General features: G+C 43.1%; 13 protein-coding genes and 3 pseudogenes. 13 read left to right on the forward strand and 3 right to left on the reverse strand.

Annotated features, from left to right (window positions below):
* The first annotated feature begins 3 nt into the window (after positions 1 to 3).
* The 4 genes from HNR31_RS05575 (at position 4) to rlmH (ending at position 2,970) form a co-directional block, all read left to right on the forward strand.
* Positions 4 to 798, forward strand: coding sequence for an MBL fold metallo-hydrolase (locus HNR31_RS05575; protein ID WP_181555285.1), 795 nt, complete (start codon positions 4 to 6; stop codon positions 796 to 798).
* Positions 799 to 925: 127 nt separating this feature from the next.
* The gene (locus tag HNR31_RS05580; RefSeq protein ID WP_181555286.1) at positions 926 to 2,152 is read left to right on the forward strand and encodes a S1C family serine protease; all 1,227 of its coding nucleotides are present in this window, start codon (positions 926 to 928) and stop codon (positions 2,150 to 2,152) included.
* Between the two features lie 99 nt (positions 2,153 to 2,251).
* Positions 2,252 to 2,407: a CxxH/CxxC protein gene (locus HNR31_RS05585; RefSeq protein WP_181555287.1), complete on the forward strand. Its 156-nt coding sequence runs from the start codon at positions 2,252 to 2,254 to the stop codon at positions 2,405 to 2,407.
* 83 nt (positions 2,408 to 2,490) lie between these two features.
* Positions 2,491 to 2,970 (forward strand): 23S rRNA (pseudouridine(1915)-N(3))-methyltransferase RlmH, encoded by a 480-nt coding sequence (gene rlmH / locus HNR31_RS05590; RefSeq protein ID WP_181555288.1) that lies wholly within the window; start codon positions 2,491 to 2,493, stop codon positions 2,968 to 2,970.
* Positions 2,971 to 3,138: 168 nt separating this feature from the next.
* Here the strand turns inward: rlmH and HNR31_RS05595 are convergent.
* Positions 3,139 to 3,304, reverse strand: a pseudogene (locus HNR31_RS05595) (phenolic acid decarboxylase); the annotation flags it as partial.
* A gap of 418 nt (positions 3,305 to 3,722) precedes the next feature.
* Here HNR31_RS05595 and HNR31_RS05600 point away from each other — a divergent pair.
* The 4 genes and pseudogenes from HNR31_RS05600 (at position 3,723) to HNR31_RS05615 (ending at position 7,205) form a co-directional block, all read left to right on the forward strand.
* A complete protein-coding gene (locus HNR31_RS05600; protein ID WP_181555289.1) occupies positions 3,723 to 4,739 on the forward strand; it encodes an ATP-binding cassette domain-containing protein in 1,017 nt (338 codons plus the stop codon).
* Positions 4,736 to 5,551 carry an ABC transporter permease gene (locus tag HNR31_RS05605; protein ID WP_181555290.1) on the forward strand — a complete coding sequence of 272 codons (816 nt, stop codon included), beginning with the start codon at positions 4,736 to 4,738 and terminating at the stop codon, positions 5,549 to 5,551. The genes HNR31_RS05600 and HNR31_RS05605 overlap by 4 nt, the downstream gene beginning before the upstream one ends.
* A gap of 1,251 nt (positions 5,552 to 6,802) precedes the next feature.
* Positions 6,803 to 7,062, forward strand: a pseudogene (ytxJ, locus tag HNR31_RS05610) (bacillithiol system redox-active protein YtxJ).
* Positions 7,059 to 7,205: a thioredoxin domain-containing protein gene (locus HNR31_RS05615; protein ID WP_181555291.1), complete on the forward strand. Its 147-nt coding sequence runs from the start codon at positions 7,059 to 7,061 to the stop codon at positions 7,203 to 7,205. Before ytxJ ends, HNR31_RS05615 begins: the two are co-directional and overlap by 4 nt.
* A 513-nt stretch (positions 7,206 to 7,718) precedes the next feature.
* On the opposite strand, the gene HNR31_RS05620 is transcribed toward HNR31_RS05615, so the two are convergent.
* Together HNR31_RS05620 and HNR31_RS05625 are read right to left on the reverse strand one after the other, a co-directional pair.
* Positions 7,719 to 8,927: an oxalate decarboxylase family bicupin gene (locus HNR31_RS05620; protein ID WP_181555292.1), complete on the reverse strand. Its 1,209-nt coding sequence runs from the start codon at positions 8,925 to 8,927 to the stop codon at positions 7,719 to 7,721.
* A gap of 589 nt (positions 8,928 to 9,516) precedes the next feature.
* Complete coding sequence (locus HNR31_RS05625) at positions 9,517 to 10,797, reverse strand: alkaline phosphatase (protein WP_181555293.1); 1,281 nt, start codon at positions 10,795 to 10,797, stop codon at positions 9,517 to 9,519.
* A 245-nt stretch (positions 10,798 to 11,042) separates the two neighbouring features.
* Here HNR31_RS05625 and HNR31_RS05630 point away from each other — a divergent pair, with 245 nt between their 5' ends.
* The 5 genes and pseudogenes from HNR31_RS05630 (at position 11,043) to helD (ending at position 18,525) form a co-directional block, all read left to right on the forward strand.
* A complete protein-coding gene (locus tag HNR31_RS05630) occupies positions 11,043 to 12,164 on the forward strand; it encodes a CdaR family transcriptional regulator (RefSeq protein WP_181555294.1) in 1,122 nt (373 codons plus the stop codon).
* 120 nt (positions 12,165 to 12,284) lie between these two features.
* Positions 12,285 to 13,559 (forward strand): GntP family permease, encoded by a 1,275-nt coding sequence (locus tag HNR31_RS05635; protein ID WP_181555295.1) that lies wholly within the window; start codon positions 12,285 to 12,287, stop codon positions 13,557 to 13,559.
* Positions 13,560 to 13,577: 18 nt separating this feature from the next.
* Positions 13,578 to 14,720 (forward strand): glycerate kinase, encoded by a 1,143-nt coding sequence (locus HNR31_RS05640; RefSeq protein WP_181555296.1) that lies wholly within the window; start codon positions 13,578 to 13,580, stop codon positions 14,718 to 14,720.
* Between the two features lie 19 nt (positions 14,721 to 14,739).
* Positions 14,740 to 15,239, forward strand: a pseudogene (locus HNR31_RS05645) (alanine:cation symporter family protein); the annotation flags it as partial.
* A gap of 946 nt (positions 15,240 to 16,185) precedes the next feature.
* A complete protein-coding gene (gene helD, locus HNR31_RS05650) occupies positions 16,186 to 18,525 on the forward strand; it encodes an RNA polymerase recycling motor HelD (RefSeq protein ID WP_181555297.1) in 2,340 nt (779 codons plus the stop codon).
* Positions 18,526 to 18,552: the final 27 nt, after the last annotated feature.

Consider the following 18,552-nt stretch of genomic DNA (forward strand, 5'->3'; position numbering starts at 1 on the left):
AAAATGAATATGCAGTTTAGCGTCCTAGCAAGTGGAAGTACCGGAAATGCTTTTTACATCGAAACAGATGAACATCGATTGCTTGTCGATGCAGGATTGAGTGGCAAGCAGATGGAACAGTTGTTTCAACAAATTGATCGTAAGCTGCAGCAGGTGACGGCCATTTTAGTGACCCATGAACATAGCGATCATATTAAAGGACTCGGTGTTATCGCGAGGAAATACAAGCTTCCCATTTATGCAAATGAAAAAACGTGGAAAGCGATGGAAGGTTTGATTGGTGACATTCCGACCGAGCAAAAATTCGTATTTCCATTAGGAACTGTGCGTTCGTTTGGAAGTTTGGATGTTGAATCATTTGGCGTGTCCCATGACGCTGCAGAGCCGATGTTTTATGTGTTTCACTGCGGCGGCAAAAAGCTTGTCTTGATCACAGACACTGGATACGTAAGCGACCGCATGAAAGGAATTATTAACAATGCGGATGTGTTCGTGTTTGAAAGCAATCATGATGTAGATATGTTACGAATGGGGCATTATCCTTGGAATATTAAGCGCCGCATTTTAAGTGATGTAGGTCATGTATCTAACGAAGATGCGGCCCTTGCTCTAGCCGATGTCATTGGCGATCGGACAAAACGGATCTATTTAGCACACTTAAGTCAAGATAACAATATGAAGGAATTAGCGCGAATGACAGTCGGACAGACATTAACCAGCAAGGGATTCGCCGTTGGAGAGCAATTTCATTTATATGACACTGATCCGAAAATTCCAACAGACCTCGTGTATGTGTAGCCAACATTTTGGGAAAGATAAGTTAATGTGTTTACAATGGATTTTTTCCATCGTCACGAAGTATAATGGGGGATAGATACACACACTACCTTTTACCGAACCCTCTTTGTCGAAAGGATTGGTGAGTATGGGGTATTACGATGATCATTATGAACAATATCGACAAAAGCAAAAAGGAAATCGCGGTGGTTGGTTTTTATCAGCGCTAGTCGGTGCCATTTTAGGTGCACTATTAATAATGATTTCAATTCCAGCACTTTCAAAATGGAATGTGCTTCCTTATGATATTACGCCAAAAGAGAGTGAACAGGCGGGAAAAGAGGAAGCAGGAACGACAAAGCAGCCGGCTGTACAGCAAAATGTGGCTGTCAATGTTTCGTCCCAAGTGACAAAAGCGATTGATAAAGTATCGGATGCCGTTGTTGGTGTCGTCAACATTCAAGAGGCCAACTTTTGGTCGCAAGGCGACGAAGAAGCGGGAACAGGTTCCGGTGTTATTTATAAAAAAGCAAATGGTAAAGCATTCATTGTTACGAATCATCACGTTGTTGAAAATGCAAGTCAATTAGAAGTAAGCCTAAAAGATGGAACAAGGGTGCCTGCAAAGTTATTAGGAAGCGATCTGTTAACCGATTTAGCAGTGCTTGAAATTGATGCAAAGCATGTGAAAAAAGTAGCGGAATTCGGAAATTCTGACACGGTTAAGCCAGGGGAACCAGTCATTGCGATTGGAAACCCGCTTGGACTTCAATTTGCTGGTTCTGTTACACAAGGAATTATCTCAGGAACGAATCGGACAGTTGAGGTTGATTTAGACCAAGATGGGTTACCAGACTGGAATGCCGAAGTATTACAGACAGACGCAGCGATCAACCCAGGAAATAGTGGTGGCGCTCTTGTTAATATTGAAGGTCAAGTCATCGGTATTAACTCGATGAAAATTGCTCAAGAAGCAGTAGAAGGAATTGGCTTTGCGATTCCGATTAATTCGGCTCTACCGATTATTTCCGATTTAGAAAAGTATGGTCAAGTACGTCGTCCTTATATGGGAGTAGAGCTCCGTTCATTAAGTGATATCTCATCTTATCATTTACAAGCAACATTGCACTTGCCAAAAGATGTGACAGAAGGGGTTGCGGTTATTCAAGTTGTGCCAATGTCTCCAGCGGCACAAGCGGGATTAAAACAATTTGATGTCATCGTTGCGTTAGATGGTAAAAAGATTCGCAATGTCCTTGAATTGAGAAAATACTTGTATACAAAAAAATCAATTGGTGATAAAATGACCGTTACATTCTATCGTGATGGAGAGAAACGAACAGTCACTATGAAATTAACGAAAGAATCCTTTTAGATGATGTAACGAGAATGGTTTATGAATAAGTTATCAACAAGGAGCGAAAATCACGCTCCTGTTTTCTTTTTTCCACAAGTGGATAAGGAGGGACATGTTATGTTTGCCTGTTGTGAAGATCATATTGACTTAGCAATTGATATGTATGTGGATAAAATGGAGCAAGCGCCGGAAATTGCACATATGACTGTGGATAACCAATCTAAAACATGCGATTTTTGTCCAAAGAAGGCTGTATATATAGTGGGGAACTAATGTTTTTACACTATATGTGGATATGTGTTGTGTATATGTGGATAAATCTTGTGGATAGTTTGTTTGTAAAGTGGGGATGAACTGTGAATATTACCGTTATTTCTGTTGGTAAGCTAAAAGAAAAATATTTAAAACAAGGAATCGAGGAATACATAAAACGGCTGTCAGGCTATGCAAAAATCGAAATGATTGAAGTGCCAGATGAAAAAGCGCCGGAGAATTTAAGCAATCAGGAAATGGAACAAGTCAAAGAAAGAGAAGGCGAACGCATTTTAGCGAAGATTTCGGATGATACGTATGTGATTGCTTTAGCTATTGAAGGAAAGATGAAATCGTCTGAGGAATTGGCAGAAAGCTTGGACAAGCTCGCCACCTATGGCAAAAGCAAAATCGCCTTTATCATTGGTGGTTCGCTCGGTTTAAGCAAAAAAGTCATGCAACGTGCCGATGAAGCCTTATCATTTTCCAAGATGACGTTCCCCCATCAGCTCATGCGCCTCATTCTCCTTGAACAAATTTATCGGGCGTTTCGGATTAATAGAGGTGAACCGTACCATAAGTAAATGAGGTTTTTGGTTATAATTATTGGTGTGTTTATTCATTGGAAAAAGTGATTTCACACTCAACATACGTGCGTTTCATAGATCCTTTTAAAAGAAGAAGCAGGAAACCAATAAGGGTTTCCTGTTTATACTCAAAGCAAATTTTTAACCAGAGATGAAAATATAATTGTTTAAAGAAACACCTGTATCAGTGAGTTCAGTCCACGAAAGTTTATTATCTACCACCCCTTCCATTATGAATACGATAATCAATAGTATCTTCATTTTTGACATAGAGTTCATATTCCCAGACGTTTTCATAAGTATCAATAAAATGACTTGACAACCTATAAATTCATTTATGCATAATAAGTTTCTTTATAGATCAAAGATGATTCATTTTTAACAAAATGCATTCATTTGATGTACCAATTCTATATCATTGAAAATATATTTTTGCTTTAAAAATTTTATAAAAGGTATCCCTAAGCGCGCGCTATAGATAAAAAACAATAAAATAATGGGGTAATGTAGACAAAAAGGGACTGCTTATTGAAGCTTATTATGCGTGAGAAGATGGTGGAATATTGATTTGGGGGTTATCAAGAAAATAAAGACAACTTGCAAATGGCTTAAAAATATTCACATTTTTGCTTTCGCCGGACAGACTCCTAGCATTTGAATGATGTCAATCATGGTCATTCATTGTTCATATTCAGTTCATAAAGAGGTGTTACCATCACCATGTACTCAGTTGTAGAGGAGGAATTGAAATGGGACATATATACCGAACAGTGCCAAACAATGGCGATTGGGCTATTGAAGCGCACGGACTTGTTAAAACTTTTGGCGACAAACGTGCGGTTGATGGCGTAAATTTGAATGTGCGCGCTGGTACGATCTACGGCGTGCTTGGGCCGAACGGGGCAGGCAAGACCACTACAGTCAGAATGCTAGCGACCTTATTGCGACCGGACGCAGGTTCGGCATACATCTTTGGTTACGATGTGGTGAAGGAGCCGCAGATCGTGCGTCAGTTGATTGGTGTGACTGGTCAGTATGCATCGGTTGACGAGTCACTCAGCGCGATCGAGAATCTAGTCATCTTTTCTCGGCTGCTAGGGCTGAGCCGCACAGAGGCACGGCGCAAAGCTGCGGAGTTGTTGGAGGAATTTGGTTTGACAGAAGCGGCGAAGCGCCCGCTGAAAAATTTCTCCGGCGGCATGCGGCGTCGGCTGGATCTAGCAGCAAGTCTTATTGCACAGCCGCCGCTCATCTTCTTAGACGAGCCGACTACAGGACTGGATCCGCGCACGCGCAATCGAATGTGGGATACCATCCGGCGATTGGTAAAGCAGGGCTCAACCGTACTGTTAACAACCCAGTATTTACAGGAGGCTGACGAACTAGCTGATCGAATCGCGGTGATTGATCGCGGCCGGGTCGTTGCCGAGGGAACAGCGGATGAGCTGAAAGCGTCAGTTGGCAGTTCGTCGCTACAATTGAAAATCCAAAATACAAAAGATATCGAAAATGCCCGCCAGACCGTTGAACGGGTGCTCAAGGTCCGGTCAAATGTGTCGCTGGAAACGGGGAAGATTACTGCACCGATGGCGGACGCCGATCGAGTTACTGATCTGCTTATCGCTCTTCGCGAGGCAGGAATCCACTTGGCTGAATTGAGTGTTCAGAAGCCGACTCTTGACGAGGTCTTTTTAACCATTACTGGCCATAGTGCGAAGGAGGACACATCAGAGACATCCGATGAAATGGGGGAGGTAAGAGTATGAAAAGCACTTCTAAGCAGCTAGCTGTTAATCGCCAATTAAAAAACAACACAAGCTTTGGCCAGGCGGTGCGCAACTCGTTGACGATGGCCTACCGAGGTTTGCTGAAGATTCGGCGCACACCCGAGCAATTATTCGATGTCACGCTTCAGCCAATTATCTTCACCTTGATGTTTACCTACATCTTTGGCGGAGCCATCTCGGGAAATGTACATAACTATTTGCCGATCATCATTCCTGGCATCCTCGTGCAGACTGTCATCGGGACATCCATTGTTACCGGAGTCCAACTGCGCGAGGATATGGATAAGGGCGTGTTCGACCGCTTTAAGTCGCTGCCTATTGCACGCATTGCTCCGTTGGCGGGAGCTCTGTTGGCAGACACCATCCGATATACCATTGCGACAGTGCTCACCTTTGTTATGGGGTATATCATGGGCTATCGTCCAGAAGGAGGACTGGGTTACGTCGTCATCGCCGCGGTTTTCGTGATTGTGTGTTCTTGGGCAATCAGCTGGATCTTCGCCTTTTTTGGCGTGATTGCGCGTACGGCTTCAAGCGTACAAGGAATCTCGATGCTTGTGCTGTTTCCGCTTACGTTTCTTTCGAATGCTTTTGTGCCAGTCAAGACGATGCCCGATTGGCTCCAATGGTTTGCGAAGATCAATCCGATCTCGCATATTATTACTGCTGTCCGTGATCTGATCAATGATGGAACTATTGGCTGGGATTTCGCCGTCTCTCTCATCGGGGCTGCGGCCATCGTGGCGATCTTTGCGCCTATCACCGTCCGTGTATATATGCGCCGGGCATAAATTGGATATCTTGTACTGATCAGTGCACGATATCCCAGTTATAAAATAAGCTTTTACCGAAAAATTACGGAACCTTACTACTACTTGCAGAACTTTTAACAAATCATATAGTCTTCCATAGTTTATATGTGTATCGGTTGTATACGGATGGCACATTGCAGAGAACGGTGAAAGATATAACATTTTATAATTTAATCCATATAAAAATCTTTAGAAAGATCCAAAGCTAAAACTAAGCCTCATTTAGATCGTATATAAATAGTGGATTAAAGCATAAGATGGTGATTGTGATCCATAGCTCTTTTATTGACAGATTAGAGGCATGGAATATACCAAGAGAGGATAAACAAAGACAGCCTAATACATGAAACTTTAGGCTGTCTTTCCGTTGTTCAACTATTATTCGAAAATCATTCATTTTTGTTTTTTTCCAAACAAAATGGTTAAATCAATGGTTATTTCAGCTGAATCCATTTTTAGAATCTTTTGTAGACGTTCCTCTGTTGCTCTCCAAGATAAGGGGGCATCTGAACCAAGTGTTCGATAAGTGTATGATCCAAAGTTACACTATAATGCACATGTTCAATGTCCCGAAGATCAAATTCCTTCAAATTCTTACATAAGTTTGGCATTTATCATCTTTTTACTGCTTTTGGACATAAAAAACACCCCAATTCATTCGTAGTCGGTGAATGAAAAAAGGCGCAGCCAAATAAACCCATACCATTTAAAAAATCGGATGGGGTTAAAAAATGGTCTGCACCTTACATTACCGTAGACGAATGAACTGGATGATCATACGAATTACCTTCTCCTGTAACAAAAATTAAAAAAGGGGAATAATTCTATTCTATTAGAACAAAAATCAAAGAGTATATAAATAATTTAATATTACCCTTAAAATTAGTATCCTTCTGTTTCTCTACAATTTTCTTGCTCAGCCATATCATAAGTAAATGAGTTTTTTGCATAATATCGAATCGATGAGTGGGAATCTTAACATAAATGGCCGTTCCTGGTTGCGTAATCAAAATCAAGACAAAAGGAGTGGTACCTAAGGCTCCACTCCTTTTGTCTACTTATCGTGTGGGAGGATCGAGCTTTTCATGTGTTTGACCGTGACAAAATTGAGGCTTTTCTGCACACGCTAAAAGAGGTCTAAATAATTAAGGCGGGTAAAAAATCATGTCCATCAAACAACTCCATACTATAGAAGACTTGCATCAATTTGTTCAACAACCGGGCCAATAACTGTTTTTTAAACACAGCACCAGTTGTCCGATCAGTGCTAAAGCCTATGAGGAATTTCAAGCATTCGTGAAGGAAACGGACACTCCTGCTGCTGTAGTCCTGATGATTGAAGATCGCCCTGTTTCCAACAAATTGCAGAGGAATTTGGAATTAAGCATGAATCTCCGCAAATTTTTCTTTTGGAGGATGGAAAAGTACGCTGGAATGCTTCCCACTGGAAGATCACCCGGGAGTCTACCAAGGAGGCGCTAACCCAATGAACAAACAAGTAATCGTCTATTCTGTACAGGGCTGCAATGAGTGCAACAAGGAAGTGGAAAAGTTTGGGTTTATAGTAGTGCCTGTAACTGTCGTAGCAGATCAAGCGGTAAAAGGGTTTAATCCTGCTGAACTAAAAAACTGATAGAAATAGTAAAAGAGTAGAAACCGTGACCAAAAAAGTCACGGTTTTAAACTTATCCTTAACATCCAGTTGAAAGGGCTCCTGACTCTTTGTTATCAAATTTACTGGTATTTACAATCATTTATGATCATCTCTTTTTGTAACATTTATATGGAATATAAAAGTAAATGATTGTATAGATGAATTAAATGAAAAGCGTTTTTATCAGAGAGTATTGATTTATATGAGTTTATAGAAGAGTAGCTTGAAGGAATGAAAGAGGACAAAATTAAGGCTTTTATAATTTCCTAATAAAGATACATCTATTGTTGAGATAGATATATTAATCAGAGATTTAAGAGCAGAATTAGAAAAATACAAGTAAATCGTTTTTGAACGTAATTTAACGTAACGAAGACCACCTCCATCAAATGAAGTGGTCTAATATTTTAATAGAAATATATACTTTTACCATAAGTAATGACATGTTTTTAGGAAACAGTAAATAGACCGAGCGAGAGCACAAAGTAATTATCAGCTGTTTAGGTGTTTTTCTACTTGACGTTGGATACCAGCGTATTTGACGACCGGCCATTTTTCCTTCCGCAGCGCGTTCATCAGTTCTGGTCCTACATGCAAGTTGCTCTCTACCAGCTCCCGAGGAGTCAGCGCCATCCACTGGTTCAGCGACACGTCGGCGAAACGGTCACTCTTGAATATCTCCAAAAACCACAGACTTTGGTCACCGGTGTTTTGGATATAGTGCCCGAAGGCGAACGGTACGTATCCTACATCACCAGCCCGAAAATTGAAAGTTCGGGCCTTGCCATTCGCTGCAAACACCGTCATACGCGCCGTACCCGTGAGGTAATACTGCCACTCGTCATTATTCGGGTGCCAATGCATTTCCCTCATTCCACCTGGCTTGACTTCTACCAACGCCGCCGCAACTGTAGTCGAAATGGGAAAGTTAGTGGAATCGACTATGCGCACCGTCCCGCCCGGAGTTATGATCGGTTCCTGTGCAAGCAGCCGATGTGTGAAGTTCTTTGGAACAGTACCGTAAGGATCCGGTACCTTTTGACTTTCCAGCGAACCGGGCACCTTTGATTGGAAAATGTATCGCTGTTTCGTCGGGATGTGGGCAAAGGCGCTTTCCGGTACGCCGAAATTTGCCGCCAGCACGTCTTTAGGTGTGCGCGCGAACCAATCGGAGATGGAGAAGGTGTCGAGGTCGGAGAAGTTGCCGTCGTCGAAGACGAGCAGAAACTCGCAGCCTTCCTCCAACCCTTGAATCGAGTGTGGAATGCCAGGGGGAAAGTACCACAGATCTCCCTTGCCGACATCGGCTATAAAGTTCCGCCCGTTCTGGTCGATCGCGGTGATGCGTGCCCGGCCCAAAATCATGAAGGCCCATTCCGCTTGCTTGTGCCAATGCAACTCACGTACACCGCCCGGCGTCAGGCGCATGTTCACACCCGCAAGTGTTGTCGCGACCGGAAGCTGTCTAACCGTCACTTCCCGTGACCAGCCGCCGTGATTTAACTGCATATTGGTGTCGGAGAAAGAGAATTTCAAGTTGGGGATCGTTCCGGCGTCGGTGGCCGGCGGAACGAGCATATCGGGGTTTTCAAGGTCTCGCATGACGTCCCGCGGACCGAAATCGGTCGCACCAGCACCATCATCTCTTATAGGCTGCGGCACATTTCCATACGCAGGTTGATTTCGGGTTCGATTATCCATGAAACACGCTCCTTTTTCTTAGATCATACAGTGAGTATTCATATTGGATTTTATGATGACTTTGACATGTGTATGTCAGACGGTATCTATTAAAAGTCCGATTTTTAATTAGAGAGGCAGGAATATATCATTTTCGCGTAGCGGCGAAGAAAAGTATTTTCTCTTATAACCTGAAGATGTAACGAATAGACGAATGACTAGGGGAGGAATGGAGAGAATTGTTGAAAGCGATAAACGAACAGAAGAAGGAACTGGTTAGAGATATTATAATAGAGGCCGAATCAAATCGAAGAGATATTAAACAGATATCTTTTTTGTTCAACTACCGACGGTACTACTTAGTAAAACGCGGTGAACCGTACCACAAATAGTGAGAAAACAAAAGTTTGAAGTGAGTAATTAAATATGAAACAGAGGCTTGTTGTAGATTGACAAGCCTCTGTTTTAATTAGTATTCAACATTTAAGCGTTTGTATGAAGCATTACTTTGTATTAAATCTAGTTAAAAATAAAGAGGGAGATGCGCTTTGCATCCACCAATGATAAGCATGGTGTTCGTTAGCGATGACAATGATCTGTTACGATCCTGTCATTTGATACGCATCGCTCGAAGGATGACATCGTGTATATGTGTATTTTCATAGATTCCTGTTAATTTCTCAGCTCCTGGGCCCATGGCTGTTAAAGGCACATCAGTACCTGTATGGCCGGATGTTGTCCAATCTAGGACAAAGTTCTGATCGGAATGGGCGATAGGAAATGGACCGTCCTCAGATGAGGTTGTTTTTCCATCACCGGATTCATCAGAGTCGTTCACGGTTTCAACCGTAAGTCCACCACAATCATGGTCAGCTAGGACGATGACAAGTGTATCAGGATGTTGCTTCGCATAGGCTTTCCCTACAGCTACCGCTTGGTCAAATTGTTGACCGGCTTTAATAGTTAAGGCGGCATTGTTTTCATGGCTCATTTCATCGATCGCTTCCTCTTCAACTAGAAGGAAAAATCCTTTTTTGTTTTTGGACAAAATGTCGATCGCTTTTTTGGTCATGTCAGGCAGTGATACCACCGGGTCGTAGATGTCTCCTTCTCCTTCTGGACGTTGCTGAAACATTTCTTCATTGGCAAACAAGCCAAGGAGTTTGTTAGATTTTGCCCGTTTCAATTCATCAGCATTGCTGACATACGTATAGCCTAATTGTTTGGCTTTGTCGACGAGGTTGCCGTTTGTTCCTTTGCTCGCTTCTGTTGGATCTTCAGCGGGATGGTCAGGGTATTTTCCCGGATTTTCAGTTGGATACCAATAATCTTCCCCACCCCCTAAAATCACATCGACTTTACTGTTTTCGAGATATTGTTTGGCAATATCACTTTGTGATGAGCGGTTTGCCACATGAGATGCAAACGCGGCAGGAGTAGCATCGGTTACTTGACTCGTTGTGACGATCCCCGTTGCTTTTCCCGCCTCTTTCGCTTGTTCTAAGACGGTTTTAACAGGTTTTCCGTTCAGATCGACACCGATGGCCCCATTATACGATTTTACTCCTGTAGCAATCGCAGTAGCGGCGGCGGCTGAATCGGTGACAAACGATTTTGGATCCGCTGAATTTGTATGGACGATTCCGGCATAAGGCATGTCATCCATTTCCAACTTTCCATTAAGTCCTTTGGCCGCCAGCCGAATGGCGTCACGATGGGCTGCTCCCATTCCGTCCCCGACAAACACAATTACATTTTTGGCTTTTCCCTGAATAGGAGAAGATTGATTCGGCGTGTCATTGTTGAAAAAAGCAAATGTTGTGACAGCTCCAGAAACAGTTAGCGCCACACCTAACGTTAATCCTATGATCCGATGCTTTTTTTGGCTCATTTTTGACACTCCTTTGACTTGTTTTTACAATCATCATGATAAAATAAAATTTTTAAGGGACTATTAAGAGGATGTAATTAATGTGAAAATTTTCAGTATATAATGAGAACAATGATAAAACGAACAAAAAATATATATTTCCATATGATGAGTGCGATTTTCCGTAAGAGGATAGTTAGGATTCATTTAATGTTTTGGTAGCATAGTAGCTTTCAGCATAAATGAAAATGAGGGAGGGAATGAAGTTGCAATGGTTTACCCCAAAATTAGCTCAAAAAATCGTTGATCGCACGATGAAAATTTTAGGAAAAAATATTAATGTGATGGATCGTAATGGCGTAATTATTGGTTCTGGAGATCGAAGTAGGATCGGCCATACTCACGATGGAGCCTTATTAGCATTAAAGGAAAACCGGACGATTGAAATTGATGAGCAAAGTGTGAATCAGTTGAAAGGTGTCAAAATGGGAGTAAACTTGCCGATTCATTTTTTAGGGGAAACAGTAGGCGTTATTGGAATTACAGGTGATCCAAATGATATTCGGGAATACGCGGAACTAGTAAAAATGGCTGCTGAGATGGTATTGCAACAATCATTCTTTTTAGAACAAGTTCAATGGAAGCAGCGGTTAAAAGAAGATCTAGTCAATCAACTTATTTATGACGACTATGTAGATGAATCATCATTCCTTGAGCGGGCGAAGACGTTTGGTGTCAATCTGTCCCTTCCTCGGCTCGTCATCGTGGTGGAAATCCCTCATGAACAGATTCAGTATGTGAACCAACAGTTGCTTCGAACGCTTACATATGAATTAGCAACAGAGGATTTGGCTGCCTTCACATACTCCTCGGAAATCGTTGTGCTTAAATCTATTGTCAATGAAGAAAGAGATATTGGTGACATCATCGGTAAAATGGAAAGAATTTTACAAAAAGTGACGAACGGAAAAGCAGGGATTGGTCCGTGCTGTTCAAAAATCCCAGCGATTAAACAATCATATGAACTGGCCAAACAAGCCGTAACGGTGGGGAGGAAAATGGATCCAGAACGTTACGTATATCATTATAAAGAGGTTGAGTTTGAAATTTTATTATCGGAAATGGGGCAGTTACCTCTTGCGGGAAGCGCGTTTGAATTTTATGAGCAGCTTCTTGAACACGATGAAACCGGTGAATTGCAGGAGACGTTACATGTTTATATTCAAGAAAAGGGAGAACTGAATAAGACGGCCAGCAAACTATTTGTTCATCGCAATACGCTGCGTTATCGGTTCGAAAAAATTCAGAAAATCACTGGAAAAGACCCTCACAATATCAAGGATTTGCTTCAGCTATATACAGCGCTTATTGTTCATCAGCTTCGTTAGTAATTTGTGCATTTGCACAATAAATAGTGGAACGATCGCTTCATAAATTCGTTTTGTTTCACAATGAAATTATTATGGATAGCGCTTACGATAAAAATAAGCAAAGGGGGGGCTTGGATCGTGGATATTCAAGTAAGCGCTTTAGGAGCGATCGTCGCATTAGTTATTGCGATCATACTCATTTTACGAAGAGTTTCACCTGCTTACGGGATGATTGCAGGTGCTTTCATTGGTGGAATCGTAGGTGGGATAGATGTAACAAATACTGTCAATATCATGATGGAAGGAGCCAAAGAAATGATCCCTGCTGTGCTGCGCATTTTAGCTGCAGGGGTGCTAGCGGGGGTACTGATTGACTCTGGAGCAGCTGCGTCGATTGCAGAAACGATTGTACGGAAGCTCGGAGAAACACGAGCGCTACTTGCATTGGCTGTCGCAACGATGATTTTAACAGCGGTCGGAGTGTTTATTGATGTCGCGGTCATTACAGTTGCACCAATTGCGTTAGCGATTGCCAGCCGGACAAAATTATCGAAATCAGCGATTCTTTTGGCGATGATTGGTGGAGGGAAAGCAGGGAACATCATGTCGCCTAATCCGAATACAATCGCTGCCTCGGACGCATTCCATGTCTCATTAACCTCGTTGATGGCAGCTGGGATTATCCCGGCTCTTTTCGGAATTGTTGTAATCTATTTTCTAGCGAAGCAACTCGTTCATAAAGGAGCACCAGTTGCGAATACGAGGAAAGCTACAGGCAATGAACATAAGGAATTGCCAACATTTTTAGCTGCGATCGTAGCTCCAATTGTAACGATTGTACTGTTGGCATTGCGTCCGGCATTTGATATTGCCATCGATCCGATGATTGCACTTCCTGTCGGTGGAATTGTGGGTGCGATTGCGATGAAACAAGCAAAGAATATCAATGACTATGCTGTTTCTGGCTTATCGAAAATGTCCGGCGTCGCCATTATGTTGTTAGGAACGGGAACGTTAGCAGGGGTTATTGCGAACTCATCGCTGAAAAATGTGATCATTAGCGGATTAGCTCATTCGGGATTGCCGGCGTATTTATTAGCGCCAATTTCAGGTATCTTCATGTCCGGGGCTACCGCTTCAACAACAGCAGGAACGGCGGTTGCCAGCAGCGTGTTTGGAGCAACGATCATTGGTTTAGATGTTTCCGCGCTAGCCGGAGCAGCAATGGTTCATGCTGGTGCTACGGTGTTGGATCATTTGCCTCACGGAAGCTTTTTCCATGCTACAGCTGGGAGTGTTCATATGGAAATCAAAGAACGTCTCAAACTCATTCCATATGAATCGCTTGTAGGGATGACGTTAACTGTTATATCGACATTAATTTTTGGAGTATTTCAGTTTTTTGGATCATAGAGAAATGGAGATGGAACGATGAAAATTGTCATTGCGCCTGATTCGTTCAAAGAAAGTTTGTCTGCGTCACAAGTAGCAAATGCGATAGAAAAGGGATTTCGGGATGTATTTCCAGAAGCGGAGTATGTGAAAATACCGATGGCTGATGGAGGAGAAGGGACGGTTCAGTCATTGGTTGACGCGACGGGAGGTACGGTCATCGAAAAACGGGTTACAGGACCGTTAGGAGAGCCAGTGAATGCCTTTCTTGGCGTGCTTGGTGGAGGGAAAACTGCGGTAATCGAAATGGCAGCTGCTTCAGGGTTACATCTTGTTCCGAACGAAAAGCGAAACCCGCTTCTCACGACAACGAGGGGAACAGGGGAATTAATTCGAGCAACTCTGGATATGGGCGTGGAGCATATTATCATTGGAATCGGCGGAAGTGCGACAAATGATGGCGGGGCAGGAATGATCCAAGCGCTGGGCGGCCGGCTTCTGAACCGGGCTGGACAAGAGATTGCTCCCGGCGGTGGAAACTTATCGCAGCTTGTCACGATTGACCTTTCACAGCTCGATTCGAGGCTCAAAAAAGTAAAAATTGACGTTGCTTGTGATGTCGACAACCCATTAACGGGACCACAAGGAGCATCAGCAGTATTTGGACCACAAAAAGGGGCAACGCCGGAAATGGTTCGACAGCTTGATGAAAATTTAAGCCACTATGCCGATATGATTGAACAGACGTTAGGAAAACAAGTTCGCCATGTTCCCGGCGCAGGTGCAGCAGGTGGGCTTGGTGCCGGATTACTTGCGTTTCTTAACGCGGAGTTAAAACGGGGAGTAGAGATTGTTCTTGCGGCTGTTCAATTTCATGAACGTGTAAAAGGTGCTTCGCTCGTCATTACAGGGGAAGGGCGTATTGATAGTCAGACCATTTATGGGAAAACGCCCGTCGGTGTGGCAAAAGTGGCGAAACAATACGGTATTCCCGTTATTGGTATTGCCGGTTCATTATCAGACGATAGCGATATTGTGTTACAGCACGGAATCGATGCCCTTTATAGCATGGTGCCGGGAATTATTCCACTTACGAAAGCATTGGAAAACGCTGAACCTTATCTTACAAAAACAGCTCGTCAAATTGCAGCAATGTGCAAAATCGGAATGGGGATGAGATAAAAGGCTTCTCGGAAGGAGAGGCCTTTTTTATTTGTTAATGACCCGCTTTTTACAAGTCAGGCATTTGAAAGATATGATGAAGCAAATGTTTGACGGGTGTAACTCTGAAGAGGGAATTTCTTTGTTTCAAGCGTTATCGCTCGCTTTATCGGGACGGGGCGGGACCGGCAACATCGCTGGAGTGGCAACAGCCGTGTTTTGGATGTGACTCATCGCCTTTTTAGGAGCGGTGTTGGCGTTTGTCGAAGCAGCTCTTGCACAAGTATACAAAATTAAGCAAGATGGCCAATTCTGTGGAGGTCCTGCCCATTATATTGAAAATCAAATGGTATGCGGTATGATTTGCTGTTGGGACCGTATCGGCCACTGGTATGCTTCTTCCGGGAGTACAAGCCAACAGTATTGCGGCAGGAATTAAAAATGCGTTTGGGATCAATCCAACGATCATAGGAATCGGGTTAGTGATTATTGCAGTGGCCATTATTTTTTGGCTATGTCAAGCGAATCGCTCGCTTAGCTTCATTCCATTTCGTCTTAGTTTCAATATGTGATACTCGTGGTTGTTTGTTTTCGATGGTAGCGTCAAAACAGCAAAACTTACTTGAATGCTTAGAGATATTGCATAGCATGGCTGAATATGATTGCGATCCCTTTTTTAAGAAATCCGGCTTTGAAAGTATTATAAAAGATTAAGAGGAGAAGAAAAAAGCCGGGAAAGATTCCTGTATTTGATCCAGTGAAAGCAGGTATTACTGACATAGATGATAAGTAAGTGATAATAAAGTTGTTTAATTACAAATAAAGTTGTTTAATTTACAAAAATGTTGTTTAAAACTCCAGCTACATTATTCCATTAAAGGGCCATTTAATTGAATAACACTTGGTAGTTAATTTGGATATTTGGCAGGAATGAAAGAACTAGAAAAAAGCCTTAAAAAATTTTGTTAATAAGCTTACAAGATATCGGCAAATCCTTTTAAAAATAAAGACTTAAAAGAAATGGAGAAGATCTTTAATGAAAGGGGATATACACTTAATATACTCGAACATGACAGATAAAAAATACAAAAGGTGGAGAGTTAATGAAAATGGTAATAAAGTTACAGAATGAGGCTCTAGATGAAATGAAACTCGTGAATAACTGTATTATGCTTGATATGTTCTCTGAAGGATTTCTCAATAAGATTTATCTAACCTTACTTTAAATGATCGTATATTTGGATATCATTTTTTGTGAGTCATTTGTCTTGTTAAATAGGGTTTTTCTACCTTTAAAATTGCAACAAGTACGATCCATCATAGCGGCGGTAGTGTTAAATACATTGATAAAATAGAGAAACTATGATAAATTAGTATAGAAACACATTTTATTTTTTAATTATAATATAATATCCCATTATAATTATACATCATAAATCCCCTTCAGTCAACCCCCATTTTTCATTTTTTTAAAGGAGTGATTGAAATGACAGAACTTCGGCAGGAGCAAGAACGATTGGACAGCATAATGGAGACAATTGCGGAGCAAATCGGCATGCTGGAAGACGAAACCTTGCGGCGTCGGAAAGAAGTGATTGATATCCGCAAACACTTTTGGGATGACGTCAAGGTTAATATAGATACTTTCGACGATTTTCTTGAGACGATCATCAGCTTGAGACAACAGGCTCAGAACCTGTCTGTCAGCCAAAGCACCCACAGACAAGCCTTCAAGAGGTTGTCTGCGCTGCGCCGCATGCAGGAGGTGCCTTATTTCGGCCGAATCGATTTCACTGAAGAAGGAACTTCCGCTGCTGAACGAATCTATATCGGCATCTCCACGCTCACGGATACAAGCGGAGAGAACATCCTTATCTACGACTGGCGGGCGCCGGTCTCGAGTATCTACTACGATTACCCGCCCGGTCCGGCCGAATATGCTACGCCCGGAGGCGTAATCCGTGGCATGCTGGAGAAAAAGTGGCAATATATCATCCGCGGCGGTGTTATCAAATCGATGTTCGATACCAGTCTCACCATTGGAGACGAGATTTTACAACAGGTGCTTGGCAGAGTCACAGACAAACATATGCACAACATCGTGGCCACCATTCAACGGGAACAAAACCGGATCATCCGGCACGATCGCGGGCGGCTGCTCATTGTGCAAGGCCCTGCTGGCAGCGGCAAGACATCGGCCGCCCTGCAGCGGATCGCTTACTTGCTCTACAAGTATCGGGATCGGCTGAAAGCCGATCAAATCATTTTATTTTCACCTAATTCGATGTTTAACAGCTACGTATCCAATGTGTTGCCCGAACTCGGCGAAGAGAATATGCAACAGGTCACATTCCAGGAATACTTGGATTATCGGCTGAGCAACGAATTTCAAGTAGAGGGTCCTTACGAGCAATTGGAATATGTGTTGACTGCAGCGGATGACCCTTCATACCGGACTAGGACTGCGAGCATCCGATTCAAGGCATCAACCCGTTTTTTCGAGTCGATCAAAACATATTGGAAATCTCTGGAATCCTCCAGCATGCTATTCAAAGATATTCTATTTAGAGGAAAACCGATCGTCACCGCCAAACAAATCGCGGAAAGGTTTTACAGCAGCGACACCTCGCTCCGCTTTCACAACAGACTTGAAAAGTTGGTGGATTGGCTAAACAAGCAAATCGATGCAGCCGAGAAACTTGAGCGGACCAAGCCATGGGTGCGGGAAGAAATCGAGCTGCTTAGCAACGAGGATTACCATAAGGCTTACACCCATTTACGGAAAAAACGCCGCTTTAAAGGAGAATCGTTAGACAATTATGAGATCGAGACCGAAGCGCTTGGCGAATTGATCGTCCGCAAAAAAATGAAGCCGTTGCACAAACGGATCCGGGCGCTTCGTTTCATCGACTTTAAGGGAATATACAAGCAACTTTTCGCCGATCCAACACGGATCAAACTGTGGATGGAGGGGGAAACACCCGAGGAGTGGGAGGATATTTGCCGATTGACGGTGAAAATGCTAGACGAAGGCAAACTGTTTTACGAAGATACAACTCCGTTTTTATTCTTGAAAGATCTGATTCAAGGCTTTCAGAGGAACATCTCGATCAAACACGTGCTTGTAGACGAAGCGCAAGATTATTCTCCGTTTCAATTCGAGTATTTGAAATGTTTGTTTCCCTCGGCAAGGATGACCGTGCTCGGCGACTTTAACCAGGCGATCTTTGCCCATGCCAGTGAAACGGTCGATTTCCACACACTTACCAGCTTATACGGACCGGACGAAACCGATGTGATAACCTTGACCCGCAGCTACAGATCCACAAGACAGATCGTCGAATTTACGCGCGGACTCGTGCCTGGCGGCGAACGGATTATCGCTTTTGAGCGCGACGGCGATAGGCCTGTGCTGACGAGAGTTTCCAATCATGCCGAACTGCACCGCTGCATTGCTTCCAAAATCAAGGACTTGCGGAACCGGGGGTATAATACGATCGCGATTATATGCAAATCTGCTGCGGAAAGCACCGCCGCATACGAAGCACTGAGCGACGTCGAAGAAATTAAGCTCGTGAAGAGCGGATCTACCGAATATGAACAAGGTGTTGTCGTCATACCGGCGTATTTGGCCAAGGGCATCGAATTTGACGCCGTCATCATTTATAACGCATCGGCGCAAGTATATGGCGATGAGAGTCTGCGCAGATTGTTCTACACCGCCTGCACCCGGGCTATGCATCACTTGCAGCTTTACAGTGTAGGCGAACCGAGCCCCTTTTTGCGCAACGTTGAGCCAGGGAGTTTACTTCTGATCCAGAGTTAACAAGGGACTGGCCTAGAGTCTTAAATT

It is taken from the genome of Thermaerobacillus caldiproteolyticus, from assembly GCF_013761245.1.
Lineage (GTDB): Bacteria > Bacillota > Bacilli > Bacillales > Anoxybacillaceae > Thermaerobacillus > Thermaerobacillus caldiproteolyticus.

Excerpts from the sequence above, each read along its gene's own strand:
- HNR31_RS05575 (WP_181555285.1), top strand. The coding sequence starts at position 4 with ATGAATATGCAGTTTAGCGTCCTAGCAAGTGGAAGTACCGGAAATGCT.
- HNR31_RS05580 (WP_181555286.1), top strand. The coding sequence starts at position 926 with ATGGGGTATTACGATGATCATTATGAACAATATCGACAAAAGCAAAAA.
- HNR31_RS05585 (WP_181555287.1), top strand. The coding sequence starts at position 2,252 with ATGTTTGCCTGTTGTGAAGATCATATTGACTTAGCAATTGATATGTAT.
- HNR31_RS05600 (WP_181555289.1), top strand. The coding sequence starts at position 3,723 with ATGGGACATATATACCGAACAGTGCCAAACAATGGCGATTGGGCTATT.
- HNR31_RS05605 (WP_181555290.1), top strand. The coding sequence starts at position 4,736 with ATGAAAAGCACTTCTAAGCAGCTAGCTGTTAATCGCCAATTAAAAAAC.
- HNR31_RS05615 (WP_181555291.1), top strand. The coding sequence starts at position 7,059 with ATGAACAAACAAGTAATCGTCTATTCTGTACAGGGCTGCAATGAGTGC.
- HNR31_RS05620 (WP_181555292.1), bottom strand. The coding sequence starts at position 8,927 with ATGGATAATCGAACCCGAAATCAACCTGCGTATGGAAATGTGCCGCAG.
- HNR31_RS05625 (WP_181555293.1), bottom strand. The coding sequence starts at position 10,797 with ATGAGCCAAAAAAAGCATCGGATCATAGGATTAACGTTAGGTGTGGCG.
- HNR31_RS05640 (WP_181555296.1), top strand. The coding sequence starts at position 13,578 with ATGAAAATTGTCATTGCGCCTGATTCGTTCAAAGAAAGTTTGTCTGCG.
- helD (WP_181555297.1), top strand. The coding sequence starts at position 16,186 with ATGACAGAACTTCGGCAGGAGCAAGAACGATTGGACAGCATAATGGAG.